The organism is Stenotrophomonas sp. YJH_SMC_53 (genome assembly GCF_059369995.1).
In genome coordinates this window covers 274,361-289,853 of record NZ_JCAFTF010000001.1, presented here as the reverse complement: position 1 = coordinate 289,853, position 15,493 = coordinate 274,361, and the positions used below count along the sequence as shown (strand labels likewise).

14 protein-coding genes are annotated in these 15,493 nt (G+C 65.8%); 7 read left to right on the top strand and 7 right to left on the bottom strand.

All coding sequences use genetic code 11. The annotated features are described in order from the left end of the window. Positions 1-124: 124 nt before the first annotated feature. Both AC5P7X_RS01375 and ubiE read right to left on the bottom strand, forming a co-directional pair. Positions 125-2,053: a M1 family metallopeptidase gene (locus AC5P7X_RS01375; protein WP_070489732.1), complete on the bottom strand. Its 1,929-nt coding sequence runs from the start codon at positions 2,051-2,053 to the stop codon at positions 125-127. A 223-nt stretch (positions 2,054-2,276) separates the two neighbouring features. Further along, positions 2,277-3,038, bottom strand: coding sequence for a bifunctional demethylmenaquinone methyltransferase/2-methoxy-6-polyprenyl-1,4-benzoquinol methylase UbiE (gene ubiE / locus AC5P7X_RS01370; protein WP_005419407.1), 762 nt, complete (start codon positions 3,036-3,038; stop codon positions 2,277-2,279). An 81-nt stretch (positions 3,039-3,119) separates the two neighbouring features. Here ubiE and AC5P7X_RS01365 point away from each other — a divergent pair, with 81 nt between their 5' ends. The 5 genes from AC5P7X_RS01365 to AC5P7X_RS01345 all read left to right on the top strand — a co-directional run bounded on the left by AC5P7X_RS01365 (position 3,120) and on the right by AC5P7X_RS01345 (position 5,478). After that, the gene (locus tag AC5P7X_RS01365) at positions 3,120-3,572 is read left to right on the top strand and encodes a nucleoside deaminase (protein ID WP_049399252.1); all 453 of its coding nucleotides are present in this window, start codon (positions 3,120-3,122) and stop codon (positions 3,570-3,572) included. A gap of 198 nt (positions 3,573-3,770) precedes the next feature. After that, a complete protein-coding gene (locus tag AC5P7X_RS01360; RefSeq protein ID WP_053497535.1) occupies positions 3,771-4,031 on the top strand; it encodes a hypothetical protein in 261 nt (86 codons plus the stop codon). A 75-nt stretch (positions 4,032-4,106) separates the two neighbouring features. Beyond that, a complete protein-coding gene (locus tag AC5P7X_RS01355) occupies positions 4,107-4,433 on the top strand; it encodes a hypothetical protein (protein ID WP_053497537.1) in 327 nt (108 codons plus the stop codon). 62 nt (positions 4,434-4,495) lie between these two features. Continuing rightward, complete coding sequence (locus tag AC5P7X_RS01350) at positions 4,496-4,918, top strand: low affinity iron permease family protein (RefSeq protein ID WP_053497539.1); 423 nt, start codon at positions 4,496-4,498, stop codon at positions 4,916-4,918. A gap of 107 nt (positions 4,919-5,025) precedes the next feature. Then, positions 5,026-5,478 carry an REP-associated tyrosine transposase gene (locus tag AC5P7X_RS01345; protein WP_495214387.1) on the top strand — a complete coding sequence of 151 codons (453 nt, stop codon included), beginning with the start codon at positions 5,026-5,028 and terminating at the stop codon, positions 5,476-5,478. A gap of 108 nt (positions 5,479-5,586) precedes the next feature. Here AC5P7X_RS01345 and smeF read toward each other — a convergent pair whose 3' ends face one another. The 3 genes from smeF to smeD all read right to left on the bottom strand — a co-directional run bounded on the left by smeF (position 5,587) and on the right by smeD (position 11,389). Next, a complete protein-coding gene (gene smeF, locus AC5P7X_RS01340) occupies positions 5,587-6,972 on the bottom strand; it encodes a multidrug efflux RND transporter outer membrane subunit SmeF (RefSeq protein ID WP_053497542.1) in 1,386 nt (461 codons plus the stop codon). A gap of 97 nt (positions 6,973-7,069) precedes the next feature. Then, a complete protein-coding gene (smeE, locus tag AC5P7X_RS01335; RefSeq protein ID WP_005419426.1) occupies positions 7,070-10,192 on the bottom strand; it encodes a multidrug efflux RND transporter permease subunit SmeE in 3,123 nt (1,040 codons plus the stop codon). Positions 10,193-10,204: 12 nt separating this feature from the next. Further along, a complete protein-coding gene (smeD, locus tag AC5P7X_RS01330; RefSeq protein ID WP_005419428.1) occupies positions 10,205-11,389 on the bottom strand; it encodes a multidrug efflux RND transporter periplasmic adaptor subunit SmeD in 1,185 nt (394 codons plus the stop codon). Positions 11,390-11,596: 207 nt separating this feature from the next. On the opposite strand from smeD, the gene smeT reads away from it, so the two are divergent. Both smeT and AC5P7X_RS01320 read left to right on the top strand, forming a co-directional pair. After that, positions 11,597-12,256 (top strand): efflux transporter SmeDEF transcriptional repressor SmeT, encoded by a 660-nt coding sequence (gene smeT / locus AC5P7X_RS01325; RefSeq protein WP_049454998.1) that lies wholly within the window; start codon positions 11,597-11,599, stop codon positions 12,254-12,256. A gap of 45 nt (positions 12,257-12,301) precedes the next feature. Further along, on the top strand, positions 12,302-13,294 hold the full coding sequence (locus AC5P7X_RS01320; RefSeq protein ID WP_111176528.1) for a Gfo/Idh/MocA family protein: 993 nt from the start codon (positions 12,302-12,304) through the stop codon (positions 13,292-13,294). A gap of 96 nt (positions 13,295-13,390) precedes the next feature. On the opposite strand, the gene hslU is transcribed toward AC5P7X_RS01320, so the two are convergent. Both hslU and hslV read right to left on the bottom strand, forming a co-directional pair. Next, a complete protein-coding gene (gene hslU, locus AC5P7X_RS01315; protein ID WP_138952425.1) occupies positions 13,391-14,764 on the bottom strand; it encodes an ATP-dependent protease ATPase subunit HslU in 1,374 nt (457 codons plus the stop codon). 94 nt (positions 14,765-14,858) lie between these two features. Next, a complete protein-coding gene (hslV, locus tag AC5P7X_RS01310; protein ID WP_005411093.1) occupies positions 14,859-15,410 on the bottom strand; it encodes an ATP-dependent protease subunit HslV in 552 nt (183 codons plus the stop codon). Positions 15,411-15,493: the final 83 nt, after the last annotated feature.

Below are 15,493 nucleotides of genomic sequence, written 5' to 3'. Positions count from 1 at the left end.
GCGGAGGTCCTTGGTGTTTTCGCTTTTCTGTAGAGTCGAGCCATGCTCGACTGCTGTTGAAAAGCCAGTCGAGCATGGCTCGACTCTACAAAAGAAAGCGCCGGGGGATGCCCGGCGCTTCTGCTTACTTGGCTTCAGCCTTGGCCAGCATGTCCTGCACCGAGGCGGTGGTGATCGGGTGGTAGCCCGGCTTGGCCTTTTCGAAGGCCTGCTTGGCCAGCTCCAGCCCCTTCGGGGTCTTCACCAGTTCGGCGTAGATCGGCAGGATCAGCTTGCGACGGCCGACGCGCTCGATGAATGCAGCCGCGCCTTCATTGGCCTGTTCGTAGCCGCTGCGGATCGCCAGCGGGTACCAGCGCATGGCGATCTCGCCATTCGGGGTGCCAGTGAAGTGGAAGGCCCTGTCCAGCGTGGCCAGCTTGTCCAGCGGCTGGGTCGCACCCAGGCCGTCGATGAAGCGCACCCATTCCTGCGTGCTCCAGTCGGCGATGACCTGGCTGCTCGGCACGGTGCCGGCGCTGGCGAAGGCGATGCGCGCGGTATCGACGCTGCTGAAGTTGCGCGACTGCGCCTTGGCCGCGAACGCCGGGATACCCGGCTCGTCCAGCCATGCCTTCAGTTCGGCCTCGGTCACTGCCGACGGATTCTTCGGCAGCAGGTTCTTCTTCATGTAGTCGACGAACTGGTCGGTGTTCGCGCTCTGGAAAGCATGGTCGTCGAACCAGCCACGCAGGAACGGATCGAAGGTCTCGCGGCCGAAGCGCTGTTCCAGGAACTCCAGGAACCACGAACCCTTGACGTAGGCCACCTGGCTGAGGGCCTCGTCGGGATCACGCTCGTTCAGCGGCGGCAGCGCCAGCGCCTGGTCGGCCGGGCTCATGTCCTTCACTTCGGCCAGCAGGTCGGTCTGGTCGATCTGCTTCTCCATCTCGGCCATTTCCTTGCCGTACAGAGCTTCGGTGATGCGGCCCTGGACGTAGGTGGTGAAGCCTTCATTGAGCCAGATGTCCTTCCAGCTGGCGTTGGTCACCAGGTTGCCCGACCAGCTGTGCGCCAGTTCGTGGGCGACCAGCGAGACCAGCGACTTGTCGCCGACGATCACGGTCGGGGTGGCGAAGGTCAGGCGCGGGTTCTCCATTCCACCGAACGGGAACGAGGGCGGCAGCACCAGCATGTCGTAGCGGCCCCAGCGGTATTCGCCGTACAGCTTCTCGGCGGCACCGATCATCTTCTCGGTGTCTTCGAATTCCTTGGCGGCCTTGTTGACCATGGTCGGCTCGGCCCAGACGCCGGAGCGGCCGGAGATCGGCTCGAACACCAGGTCGCCGGCGGCGATGGCCAGCAGGTAGGACGGAATCGGCTGCGGCATCTTGAAGGTGTAGTCACCATCACGCGCGGCCTTCGGATCATTGTCGGCGCTCATCAGCACCATCACGTCCGGGCGCGAGACCACGTGCGCGCTGTAGGTGAAGCGCACGCTCGGGGTATCCTGCAGCGGCACCCAGGAACGGGCATGGATGGCCTGCGACTGGCTGAACATGAAGGGCAGCTTCTTGCCCTCGGTCATCGACGGCGCCAGCCACTGCAGGCCCGAGGCGGTCGGTGCGGTGTGGTAGGTCACTTCCACCTTGGCCGGCTGCTCCGCAGCCTCGATGGTCAGCTTGCTGCCGAACACCTTGTCGGCCGGGGCCAGCTCGAACTTCAGCGGGCTGCGCGCGCCGTCGGCGGCAACGGCCTCGACCTTGGACACGGTCAGCTCGCGGGTGTCGAGCACCAGCTGCCTGGCGTCCTTCTGTTTCCATTCCAGGGTGTAGGTGGCGGTACCGCCGATCTGCTTCTGGTCGAAGTCCAGCTTCAGATCCAGCGCGATGTCCTTGATGACGACCTTGTCCGGCTCGGCGTACGAGCTCTCGTCGTGGCTGCGGTTCTCGGCGTTCACGGGGGCGGCAGGGGCCTTTGCGGCAGTCGGGGCGGCGGCGGGCGCGGCCGCCTCCTGGGAGCAGCCGGCGGCCAGGGCCACGGCCAGCGGAAGGAGCATCAGCGGATTACGCATGAATCGGGACCGTTACGGGGATCAAACCCCAATGGTACCTCCCTCGGGCCCGGCAGGCGTTGCGCGGTGCGGGGTAATGGCGGGCCGGGCCGATCCTGCGCCTCCGGCGCATGCCAACCAAGGTTGGCATCCACAGGTAGGTGCCAACCTTGGTTGGCACGGATCTTTCATCGCTCGCGGCCGGCGAGTACCAACCAAGGTTGGCACCCACCAGAGCAGGGCTCTACAGCTTGTAGCCGGAGTGGATCGAGACGATGCCGCCGGTCAGGTTCTTGTAGTGGCAGCGCTCGAAGCCGGCCTGCCCCATCATCGCCTTCAGTTCGTCCTGCGGCGGATGCTTGCGGATGCTCTCGGCCAGGTACTGGTAGCTGTCCGAATCGTTGGCGAACAACTTGCCCAGCCTGGGCAGGATCTTGAACGAGTGGAAGTCGTAGATCGGCTTGAACCAGTCGGCAGTGACTTCGGAGAACTCCAGCACGCGGGCCTGGCCGCCCACCTTCAGCACGCGGTACATCTCGCGCAGGCCGGCGTCCTTGTCGGTCACGTTGCGCAGGCCGAAGGCAATGGTGACCAGGTCGAAGCTGTTGTCCGGGAACGGCAGGGCTTCGGCGTTGCACTGCACGTAGTCCAGGCCAAGCACCAGGCCGCGGTTGGTCAGGCGGTCGCGGCCGACCGACAGCATGCCGGCGTTGATGTCGCCCAGCACCACCGAGCCCTCGGCGCCGACGCGTTCCTTCAGCAGGGCGGCGATGTCGCCGGTGCCGCCGGCCAGATCGAGCACGCGGTCGCCCGGCTTCACCTGCGCGGTCGCCACGTAGTAGCGCTTCCACGCCCGGTGCACGCCCAGGCTCATCAGGTCGTTCATCAGGTCGTAGTTGCGCGCGACCGAGGTGAACACCTGGCCGACCAGCTTCTGCTTGTCCTTGGCGGCGACGTCGCGGAACCCGAAATGGGTGGTACCGGCTTTGTAGGGGGATTCGCTCATGGCCCCGATTATCGCACCGCCGGGGGCCAGCGGCACCCCCTGCCCGTATCATGGCGGGCCACGACTGACCGGAGCCCCCGCATGATCACCACGCCCGACTACCAGGCCCTGCTGCAGACCGCCATCGCCGAAGCCCGCCAGGGCCTGGCCGAGGGCGGCGTGCCGATCGGCGCGGCGCTGTACCACAACGACGGCCGCCTGCTCGGCTGCGGCCACAACCGCCGCGTGCAGGAAGGCGACCCATCGGTGCACGGCGAAACCGACGCCTTCCGCAAGGCCGGCCGCCAGCGCCGCTACCAGGACACCATCATGGTCACCACCCTGGCGCCGTGCTGGTACTGCTCGGGCCTGGTGCGCCAGTTCAACATCGGCACCGTGGTGGTGGGCGAATCGCGCACGTTCCAGGGCGGCATCGACTGGCTGCGCGAGAACGGTGTCAACGTGATCGACCTCGACAACCAGGAATGCGTTGACCTGCTGGGTGGCTTCATTGCGCAGCATCCGGAGATCTGGAACGAAGACATCGGTGAATGAGCACCGTGCAACGTGTCGTTGAACCCGTTTAATGAACGCTTCAGCGCGGGCACGTTCTAGTGCCCGCAGCGTTTGCGGCCGATGCCGTGAACCCGTGCACAGTCAGCTGCGCTGCGTGCATACACTGCGGTAACACCCCACCCGGCCGAGGCGCCTAGGGTGGGGTTGCCGGGGTCCCTTTCCCCGGCGGAGCCAGCCATGTGCGCGCACGCCGTACGTCCCCCGCCCGACCCGATCCTCGATGCCATCCGCGAGCGCCTGCAGCAGCAGTACGCGCTGCACCAGCGCGGCGCCAGGTTCTGGACCGCCTACCAGGGCCTGCAGCTGGAACTGGTGCGCGACCATCCGCTCGACCAGGAGCGCCTGTGCAATGCGATGGCCGACATGGCCGAGGATCTCGGTGCGGTCGAGCATGCGCAATTGATCGGCAATCGCCACGCCGGCTCCACATCCCGCTGACGCGGCATGCACCGCCACATACGCCACACTCCGATGAACCCCCACTCCCTTTCCACTCAACCGAACTGGATTGTCATGCACGCTGAAGTCCCCACCATTCCTCCGGTCATCAACGTAGACGCCGAGCTTGACCACTGGCGCCGCCAGCATGCCGAAGGCGCACTGCCGCACAACTCGTTCGGCTCGTACGTGCCGTGGATCAAGTTCGCCTGCGATTCGCTGATCACCCAGCCACGCGCCAGCAATGCACAGCGCGACGAGATGTTCCAGACCCAGTACGCACTGCAGATCATGCCGCGGCTGAGCGAAGCCCAGGCCCGCGAATTCGTCGACCGCTGCTGGCAGCACGTCTACCAGACCAGCCCGGTCCGGCTGCAGGACGCACCGCGCCTGCGCGCCTGAGCTGCACAGCGCCTGCACGAGCGCCTGCCGATCATCCTCGTCACCTGAGTGGGAAGACGAAGATGAAAGCACGCAACCTGTTCAATACGATCGCCAAGAAGGCCGCGACAGCCACCGGCTCACCGTGGACCTTCCTGGCTGCGGTGGCGATTGTGGTGATCTGGGGCATCACCGGCCCGGTGTTCGGTTTCAACGACACCTGGCAGCTGGTGATCAATACCGGCACCACCATCATCACCTTCCTGATGGTGTTCCTGATCCAGCACACGCAGAACGCCGACACTGCCGCGATGCAGATCAAGCTGGACGAGCTGATCCGGGCGACGGCCGAAGCCAACAACGAACTGCTGGATCTGGAAGAACTGGACGAAGCGCGCCTGGAAGAGATCCGTGCCGAGTACGAGCAGATGGCCCGCGAAGCAGGCGATGCGCTGGCGCGCGTCCGCGCCTGCCATGCGGCGCGGCGCGACGATGAAGCGATCTGACGGTAGCGCCGGGCCATGCCCGGCGAGCGCGGTACCCGGAAGAATCCCACATGGGCCATCGCCGTCGGCTGATAACGGCGGACATCCCATCAGTGCAGACTGGCGCCATGTCCAGACGTCACCTGGAACGTGGCCGCCACTCCCGTATCGGGGGCTACTACGTCCTCACCACGGTCGTACGCCACCGGCGCCCGGTCTTTGAAGATCCACGTTGTGCAACGTGTCTTGTGGATGCATTGAGGTATGTTGAACGCATGGGCCTCAGTCGGTCCTTTGCTTGGGTCGTCATGCCTGACCATCTGCATTGGCTGATGCAGCTGCGCGACGGATCACTGGCGCGCATGATGGGAACGGTGAAATCCCGCAGCAGCCGGTTGCTGGGGCAGCAGTCCGGCATACAGACGCCTTTGTGGCAGCCGAGCTATTTCGATCACGCGGTACGCAGCGAGGAAGCCTTGAGGCGCCATGCGTTGTACATCCTGGGCAACCCCATCCGAGCAGGGTTGACCCTGCATCTCGATGAATATCCGTTTGCATGGTCCCGTTGGCCAATGCGGTAGCGCCCGACCATGCCCGGCGAGCACGAAGTGCGGTCCGCCCAGACGTCAGGCATGCAGGAACGAAAAGCCGCCGGGCGCGGCCCGGCGCTACCGGTATCGAATTGCTGCTCAGCTGCGCTCGTGCCAGCCGCCGCCCAGCACCTTGTACAGGGTGATGCGGTTGGCCTGCTGGGCCAGCTGCGCCTGCAACTGGGTCTGCTGCGCGTTGTAGGCAGTACGTCGTGCGTCCAGCAGGGTCACGAAGCTGTCCAGGCCGGCATCGTAACGTGCCTGCGACAGGCGGTTGGCCTGTTCGGCCGCTTCCACCAGGCGCTGCTGTGAACTGACCTGTTCATCCAGGCTGACATTCAATGCCAGCGCATCGGCGGTTTCGCGGAAGCCCACCTGGATCGACTTCTCGTACTGCGCCAGTGCGATATCACGATCAGCGTTGGCGACGGCCAGGTTGGCGCGCAGCTTGCCGCCCTGGAAGATCGGCAGGGTGATCTTCGGCAGGAAACTCCATACGCGAGTGCCGCTGTCGAACAGGCTGGACAATTCGCTGGAGCCACTGCCAATGCTGCCGGTCAGCGAGATGCTCGGGAAGAACGCAGCACGTGCCGCGCCGATGTTGGCATTGGCGGCCAGCAGCTGGTGTTCGGCGGCCATGATGTCCGGGCGCTGCAGCAGCACATCGCTGGGCAGGCCGGCCGGCGGAGGCGCCAGTGCCAGCAACTGCGGTTCGATGCTGTCCGGCAGCAGTGCCGGGTCCAGCTGGCCACCGGCCAGCAGGGCCAGCGCGTTGCGGTCCTGGGCCAGCTGGCCGCGCAGGCGCGCGGCGTCGGTACGCGCGGTTTCCACCAGCGTGCGGGTCTGGGTCAGCTCCAGCGCCGAGCTGCCACCGCGCTCGTGGCGGGCCTCGGCCAGGCGCAGCGAATCCTCGTAGGTCCTCAGCGTGGCCTCGGCAATCTTCAGCTGCTGGGCATCGGCACCGTAGGTCAGCCACGCCGTCGCTGTCTCGGCCACCAGGCTCAGCTGCGCGTTGCGACGATTGGCAGCTACGGCAAAGTACTGCTGCAGTGCCGCTTCGCTCAGGTTGCGCACGCGGCCGAACAGGTCCAGCTCGAACTCGGCCACGCCGACACCGGCGGTGAACTGCTCGGTGACGCCAGCGTCGGTGCCTTGGCGCTGCATCTGGCCGGTGACGGCCACGCCGGGCACGCGGTCGGCGCGCTGCACGCGGTACTGGCCGCGCGCGCGTTCAACGTTGAGCACAGCCACGCGCAGGTCGCGGTTGTTCTGCAGCGACTGCTCGATCACCTGCTGCAGGCGCGCATCGGTGAAGAAGTCGCGCCAGCCGACGGCGGCGACATCGGCCACCTGGCCCTGTACAGCCTCGGCCGGCCACTGCGCCGGAATTGCCGGAGCGACGGCGGTGTTCTTCGGCACCAGAGTGGAACAGCCGGCCAGCGCGAGCGCGGCGGCCAGGGATACAGCAAGAGAAGAGAATTTCATGGCGACACCTTGGGGGTCACGGTGGTAGCGCCGGGCCATGCCCGGCGGCTACGCGGTGAGGCATCCGCCGGGCATGGCCCGGCGCTGCCGGATTTCATCACTCGGCGGATTTGCGCTTGAACACGCGCTGCACCACTACGAAGAACAGCGGTACGAAGAACACGCCGAGCACGGTGCCGACGATCATGCCGCCGAGCACGCCGGTGCCGATCGCCTGCTTGGCGCCGGAACCGGCACCGGTGGAGATCGCCAGCGGCACCACGCCCATGCCGAACGCCAGCGAGGTCATCACGATCGGGCGCAGGCGGTCGCGCACGGCATGCATGATCGCCTCGATCAGGCCTGCGCCCTTCTCCAGGTTTTCCTTGGCGAACTCGACGATCAGGATCGCGTTCTTGCTGGTCAGGCCTACCGTGGTCAGCATCGCCACCTGGAAATAGATGTCGCGCTCCAGGCCCTTGAAGGTATTGGCCAGCACTGCGCCGAGGATACCCAGCGGGGCCGCCAGCAACACCGCCGTCGGCACGCTCCAGCTTTCGTACATCGCGGCCAGGCACAGGAACACGATCATCAGCGACAGCGTGTACAGCAACGGCGTCTGCGAGCCCGCCTGGCGTTCCTGGTAGGACATCGCCGTCCACTCGATGCCAAAGCCCGCCGGCAGCTGCTTGGCCAGTTGCTCGATCTCGGCCATGGCATCGCCGGAGGCAACACCCGGGGCCGGTTCGCCCTGGATTTCCATCGCCGACACACCGTTGTAGCGCTCCAGGCGCGGCGAACCGTAATCCCAGTGCTTGGTGGCGAACGCGCTGAACGGCACCATCTCGCCCTTGTCGTTCTTCACGGACCAGAGGTCGAAGTCCTCCGGGACCATGCGGAACGGCTGGTCGGCCTGCACGAACACGCGCTTGACGCGGCCACGATCGACGAAATCGTCGATGTACGAGCTGCCCCAGGCAGCGGCCAGCGTGCCGTTGATCTGGTCGATCGACAGCCCCAGCGAGGTCGCCTTGGCCGCGTCGATGTCGATGCGGAACTGCGGCGTGTCTTCCTGGCCGTTCGGGCGCACGTTGGCCAGCTTCTTGCTGCCGGCTGCCAGGCCGAGCAGCTGGTTGCGCGCGGCCACCAGTGCCTCGTGGCCCTGGCCACTGTTGTCCTTGAGGAAGAAGGTGTAGCCCGAGGCGGTACCCAGTTCCGGAATGGCCGGCGGCGGGAAGGCGAAGATGAAAGCATCCTTGATCTGTCCCAGGGCTGCCATCGCACGACCGGTGATCGGCATCACGCCATTGTTGGCGTCACGCTCGCTCCAGTCCTTCAGCTTGACGAACGCCATGCCGGCGTTCTGGCCCATGCCGGCGAAGCTGAAGCCCTGCACGGAGAACACCGAATCCACCGCATCCTTTTCGTTCTGCAGGAAGTGGTTCTCCAATGCCGCGATCGATTCCAGCGTGCGCTCCTGGGTGGCGCCGACCGGGGCCTGCACCAGCGCCATCAGCACGCCCTGGTCTTCGTTGGGCAGGAACGAGCTGGGCAGGCGCACGAACAGCACGCCCATCAGCACGAACAGTGCCGCCACGATGCCCATGAAGCGCCACGGACGATGGATGATGCCGCGCACACCACGCTGGTAACTTTCGCTGGTGCGGTCGAAGCCACGGTTGAAACCGTTGAAGAAGCGACCGGCCAGGCCGCGGTGGGCAACATGATGCTCGCCCTTCTTCAGCGGCTTGAGCATGGTCGCGCACAGTGCCGGGGTCAGCACGATCGCCACCAGTACCGACAACGCCATTGCAGAGACAATCGTGGCCGAGAACTGCCGGTAGATCACGCCGGTGGATCCGCTCATGAAGGCCATCGGCACGAACACCGCCGACAGCACCAGGCCGATACCCACCAGCGCACCGGTGATCTGGCCCATCGACTTGCGGGTCGCTTCAAGCGGCGACAGTCCTTCTTCGGACATGATGCGCTCGACGTTCTCCACCACCACGATGGCATCGTCCACCAGCAGGCCGATCGCCAGTACCATCGCGAACATGGTCAGCATGTTCACCGAGAAGCCCAGCATCGCCAGCACGCCGAAGGTACCCAGCAGCACCACCGGCACGGCGATGGTCGGGATCAGGGTGGCACGGAAGTTCTGCAGGAACAGGTACATCACCACGAACACCAGCACGATCGCTTCGAGCAGGGTCTGCACCACGCCCTTGATCGACACGCGCACGAACGGCGTGGTGTCGTACGGGATCTCGGCCTTCAGCCCGGCCGGGAAGAAGCTCTTCATGTCGTCCAGCGCAGCATCCACGCCGGCAGCGGTATCCAGCGCATTGGCGCCGGTGGCCAGGGTGACCGCCAGGCCGCTGGCCGGCTGGCCGTTGTAGCGGGTGACGAAGTCGTAGGACTCGGCACCCAGTTCGACGCGGGCGACATCACCCAGGCGCAGCTCGGCACCGTCCTGCGCGCCGCGCACGATGATGTTGCGGAACTGTTCCGGGGTCTGCAGGCGCGACTGCGCGTTGATGGTGGCGTTGAGCTGCTGGCCCTTCACCGACGGCGCACCGCCGAGCTGGCCGATCGCCACCTGGGCATTCTGCGCCTTGATCGCCGCAGTCACTTCCGCGACGGACAGGCCATAGGTATGCAGCTTGTTCGGGTCCAGCCAGATGCGCATGGCGTACTTGCCACCGAATACCTGGATGTTGCCCACGCCCGGCACGCGGCTGAGGCGGTCGACGACATTGGAACCGACGTAGTCGGCGATGTCGTTGGCGTCCATGCTGCCGTTCTCGGACACGAACGCGATGACGTTCAGGAAGCCCGAGCTGGACTTGGCCACGTTGATGCCCTGCCGCTGCACTTCCTGCGGCAGCAGCGGCATGGCCAGCTGCAGCTTGTTCTGCACCTGCACCTGGGCGATGTCCGGGTTGGTGCCGCTCTCGAAGGTCAGGGTGATGGTGGCCTGGCCGTTGGACGAGCTGTTGGAGGAGAAGTAGATCAGGCCATCAAGGCCCTTCATGTTCTGCTCGATGATCTGCGTCACCGAGTCTTCGACCACCTTGGCCGATGCACCCGGGTAAGTGGCGCTGATTTCCACCGCCGGCGGTGCGACGTTGGGGTACATCGAGACCGGCAGCTTGAACAGGGCCAGGCCGCCGGCGAGCATGATGATGATGGCGATCACCCACGCGAAGATGGGTCGATCGATGAAAAAGCGTGCCATGGGGTTCTCCGCTTACTTCGCGTCGCCGGCCGGGGCGGCAGGCTGGGCATCGGCCGCCGGCTTGGCCGGTGCGTCGCCCTTTTCGGTGGCCTTGACTGGCATGCCGGGGCCGATCTTCTGCAGGCCTTCGACGATGACCTTGTCACCGGCCTTCAGGCCGTCCTCGACCAGCCACTTGTCGCCGACCGTGCGACTGACCTTGACCGGGCGCACTTCGACCTTGTTGTCCTTGCCGACCACCATCGCCGTGGTGTCGCCCTTCGGATCGCGGGCGATGCCCTGCATCGGCACCAGCACTGCATCACTGCGCACGCCGCCGCCGATCACCGCACGCACGTACATGCCCGGCATCAGCAGGCCGTCCGGGTTGTCCACCTTCACGCGCAGGCCGAAGCTGCCGGTGGTCGGATCGACGCTGACTTCGGAGAACTCCAGCGTACCCTTGTGCTCGAAGGTGCTGCCGTCTTCCATCAGGATGCTGACCGGCAGGGTCTGGTTGTCCTGCAGGCGGCCGGCGGCCAGTTCGCGGCGCAGCTGCAGCAGCTCGGCCGAAGACTGGGTCAGGTCGACATAGATCGGGTCCAGCTGCTGCACGGTGGCCAGTGCATTGGCCTGGCCGGCGCTGACCAGCGCACCCTGGGTGACGCTGGACTTGCCGATGCGGCCGCTGATCGGCGCGGTGATGCGGGCGTAGCCCAGGGTGACGTTGGCCGCATCCAGCGATGCCTTCGCGGCGCCGACATCCGCCTCGGCCTGCTTCTGCGCGGCCACGGCATTTTCCAGGTCCTGCTGGCTGACCGCATCGACCTTGGCCAGCTCGGTGATGCGCTTGGCGCTCAGCCGGGCGGCGTTGGCGGTGGCCTCGGCGCGGGCCAGCTGGGCGCGGGCACTGTTGGCCTGGGCGCGGTAGCTGGCGTCCTCGATCTGGTACAGCGGCTCGCCGGCCTTGACCATGCCACCTTCGGTGAACAGGCGCTTGGCAACGATGCCATTGACCTGCGGGCGCACTTCGGCGACCAGGTAGGCGTTGGTACGGCCCGGCAGTTCGCGGGTCAGGCCCACGGTCTCGGACTTCAGCGTGACCACAGTGACGTCACCCGGGCCCTGCTCGGGGGCCTGGGGTTGGCCGCCGCAGGCAGCCACGGTCGCGGCGATCGCCAGCGACAGTGCAAAGGGTCGGATTCGGCTCAGCAACATGACGGAAAGGCTCTTAGGGGAAGGAATCTCAAATCGCGCTGATACAGGCCGAAAGCGCCAGCAGGCAACGCTCACCAGCGGGGAGTGGTAACCGGACCGGCCTGCCACGCACACGACGGGAATGATGGGAGCGAAATATACATACATGCTTGTTTGTTTGTAAACCGGTACAATTCAGCCACGTTTCACCCGCACTCGTACCCATCCATGGCCCGCAAGACCAAAGAGGACACCCAGGCAACCCGGGAAGGCATCCTTGACGCCGCCGAAGCCTGCTTCCATGAACACGGCGTGGCCCGTACCACGCTGGAGATGATCGGTGCCCGCGCCGGCTATACCCGCGGCGCGGTCTACTGGCACTTCAAGAACAAGAGCGAGGTGCTGGCCGCGATCGTCGAACGCGTGCATCTGCCTTTCATGCAGGAGCTGGAGCGCACCTCGACCGACCAGCGCGACACGCCGGTGCACGACCTGCGCGCGGTGATGATCCACTCGTTCATCGAACTGTCCGAGGACGAGCGACTGCGCAAGACCATGGAGATCATGCTGCGCAGCGATGCCTCGGCCGACACCAAGGTGCTGACCGAACTGCAGCAGGCCGGTTTCCGCGATGGACTGGAGCGGATGGAACGTGCCCTGCGCCGGGCAAAGGACCTGGGCCAGCTGCGCGAGGGTGCAGACCCGAAGATCGCCGCACGCATGCTGCACGCCACCGTGCTGGGCGTACTGCACGGTGCGATGGTCGAACCGGAACTGATGGACCTCAAGCGCGATGGCATGCTCGCACTGGACATGACCCTGGCCGCCTACGTAAAGGACGGCGTGTTCGTTCCCGGCACCGTGCCCGAGCCGCTGCCCGAGGCATGAGCGGGTTCACTGCCGCCACCGCAGCCCCACTGTGAGGACAGACCCATGATCCTGGACAACGTGGTGTGGGGCTTCATCGGCTGCGGCAGCGTCACCGAGAAGAAGAGCGGCCCCGCCCTGGCCAGCACACCCGGCTCACGGGTGGCGGCGGTCATGCGCCGCAATGCCGCATTGGCCGAAGACTATGCGCGGCGCCACGCGGTGCCCCGCTGGTACACGGATGCCGACGCGCTGATCGGCGATCCGGACGTGAACGCGGTGTACGTTGCAACACCGCCCTCCACGCACATGCAGTACGCATTGCAGGCGATTGCGGCGGGCAAGCCGGTCTATATCGAGAAACCCATGGCCCTGGACCTCGCCGAATGCGAGCGCATCCTGGAAGCCAGTGCACGCCGTGGCGTGCCCGTGTTCGTCGCCTACTACCGCCGCGCCCTGCCCCGATTCGCGCAGGTGAAGCAGCTGCTGGACAGCGGCGCGATCGGTACACCGCGCAGCGTTCGCGCCACCCTGCATCGGCCGCATTCGGTGAATGCCGCATCGCCGGACTTCTGGCGGACCAATCCCGCAATCTCCGGCGGCGGGCTGTTCGTCGATCTGGGCTCGCACACCCTGGACCTGCTCGATCATCTATTGGGTCCGCTGAGCGATGTGCGCGGCCTGGCCAGTTCGTTGACCGGCGCTTATGCCGCCGAGGACAGCGTTTCGATGTGCTTCCGCACTGGAGCGGGCGCGCACGGCATCGCGCAATGGAGCTTCTGCGCGTTCCGCCGCCAGGATGAGGTCGAGATCACCGGCGACCGCGGCCAGCTGCGCTTTGCGACCTTCGAGGATGTTCCGGTGGTGCTGGAAAACGAAGCGGGTGTGCAGACCTTCGACATTCCCAACCCGTCGTCGATCCAGCAACCGTTGATCGCCTCTCTCGTGGATGAACTGCGCGGCAACGGGCACTCGCCCTCGGACGGCATCAGCGCCGCCCGCACCAGTGCGGTGATCGACCAGGTGCTGCAGGCCTACCGCACGCGGCAATCGCGCTAAGCGCCAACGCAAAAAGCCGCCTTTCGGCGGCCTTTTCTGTTGCAGCGGATGGCGTCAGGGCCCTCGCCGTGGCGAGGGATCCGACCGGATCGGGCGTTACAGGATGTAGCGGCTCAGGTCCGGGTCCTGCACCAGCTCGCCCAGGTGTGCATCGACGTAGGCGCTATCGATGGCCAGGGTTTCGCCATCGCGGTCCGGTGCCTCGTAGCTGAGCGAATCCAGCAGGCGTTCCAGCACTGTATGCAGGCGTCGGGCACCGATGTTCTCCTGGCGCTCGTTCACCTGGAAGGCGATCTCGGCCAGGCGGTCGATGGCATCGGCGGTGAAGCTGACCTTGACACCTTCAGTGGCCAGCAGCGCTTCGTACTGCTTGGTCAGCGCGGCCTTCGGCTCGGTCAGGATGCGCACGAAGTCATTCTTGCTCAGCGCACCCAGTTCCACGCGGATCGGGAAACGGCCCTGCAGCTCCGGAATCAGGTCGCTGGGCTTGGCCAGGTGGAACGCGCCCGACGCGATGAACAGGATGTGGTCGGTCTTGATCGTGCCGTACTTGGTGGACACGTTGGAGCCTTCCACCAGCGGCAGCAGGTCGCGCTGCACGCCTTCGCGGGACACGTCGCCACCGCCCACGTTGTCACCACGCTTGGCGACCTTGTCGATCTCATCGATGAAGACGATGCCGTGCTGCTCGCACGCCTCGATTGCGGCGGTACGGATGTCATCCTCGTTGACCAGCTTGCCCGCTTCTTCCTCGATCAGCAGCGGGCGCGCGGCCTTGATGGTAAGCGTGCGCTTGTGCGCCTTCGCGCCGCCGCCGAGGTTGGCGAACATCGACTTCAGCTGCTGGCCCATTTCCTCCATGCCCGGCGGGGTCATGATGTCCATGCTGACATTGGCCGCCAGGTCAAGCTCGATCTCACGCTCGTCCAGCTCACCGTTGCGCAGCATCTTGCGGAACTTGATGCGGGTCTCGTTGTCCTGCGCCGACGGTTCGTTGCGGGCGACTTCAGGATCGAAACCGATGCCGCCGCTACGACGCGGCAGCAGCGCATCGAGGATGCGGTCTTCGGCGCGTTCTTCGGCCTGGGTACGCACGCGCACCTTGGCCTGTTCGCGATAGAGCTTGACCGCGGTGTCGGCCAGGTCACGGATGATCTGCTCGACGTCCTTGCCGACGTAGCCCACTTCGGTGAAGCGGGTGGCTTCGACCTTCACGAACGGTGCGTTGGCCAGCGTGGCCAGGCGGCGCGCGATCTCGGTCTTGCCGACACCGGTCGGGCCGATCATCAGGATGTTCTTCGGCATCACTTCATTGCGCAGCTCCGCCGGCAGCTGCATGCGACGCCAGCGGTTGCGCAGGGCGATGGCCACGGCGCGCTTGGCGTCGTGCTGGCCCACGATGTGCCTGTCCAGTTCCTGCACGATCTCGCGCGGGGTCATGGTGGCGGAGGAAACTTCGATCTTCGGCATGGTTGTGCTCACGAATTCAGATGCATGTAGAGCCGAGCCATGCTCGGCTGACGGGCAGCCCTGCCGAGCATGGCTCGGCACTACAGAAGAGCGGTCAAAGCTCCTCGACCACCACGTTGCGGTTGGTGTAGATGCAGATGTCGCCGGCAATGCCGATCGCTTCACTGGCGATGGTGCGTGCATCCAGCTCGGTGTGCGCCATCAGCGCCCGCGCAGCCGAAAGGGCGTACGAACCACCGGAGCCGATGGCGATGATGCCGTCCTCCGGCTCGATCACATCACCGGTGCCGCTGATGATCAGCGAGGTTTCCTTGTCAGCCACTGCCAGCAGGGCTTCGAGCTTGCCCAGGCGGCGCTCGGTGCGCCAATCCTTGGCCAGCTCGACCGCGGCGCGCTGCAGCTGGCCGTGCTTTTCCAGCTTGGCCTCGAACAGCTCGAACAAGGTGAAGGCATCGGCGGCGGCACCGGCGAAGCCGGCCAGCACCTGGCCGTCGCGGCCAAGGCGGCGCACCTTGCGCGCGTTGCCCTTCATCACGGTGTGGCCCAGCGTGACCTGGCCGTCGCCGGCAATGGCCACGTGCTCGCCGCGACGGACGCAGACGATGGTGGTGGCGTGGAAAACGTTGGGGTTCTGACTGGGGTCCATGATGCCTCCGGGGTGACAGAACCAGAGGTGGGGACTGCGCTGCGCCCTTCAAGCCACCCGCGACCGGCTGACGCAGGGGCAAC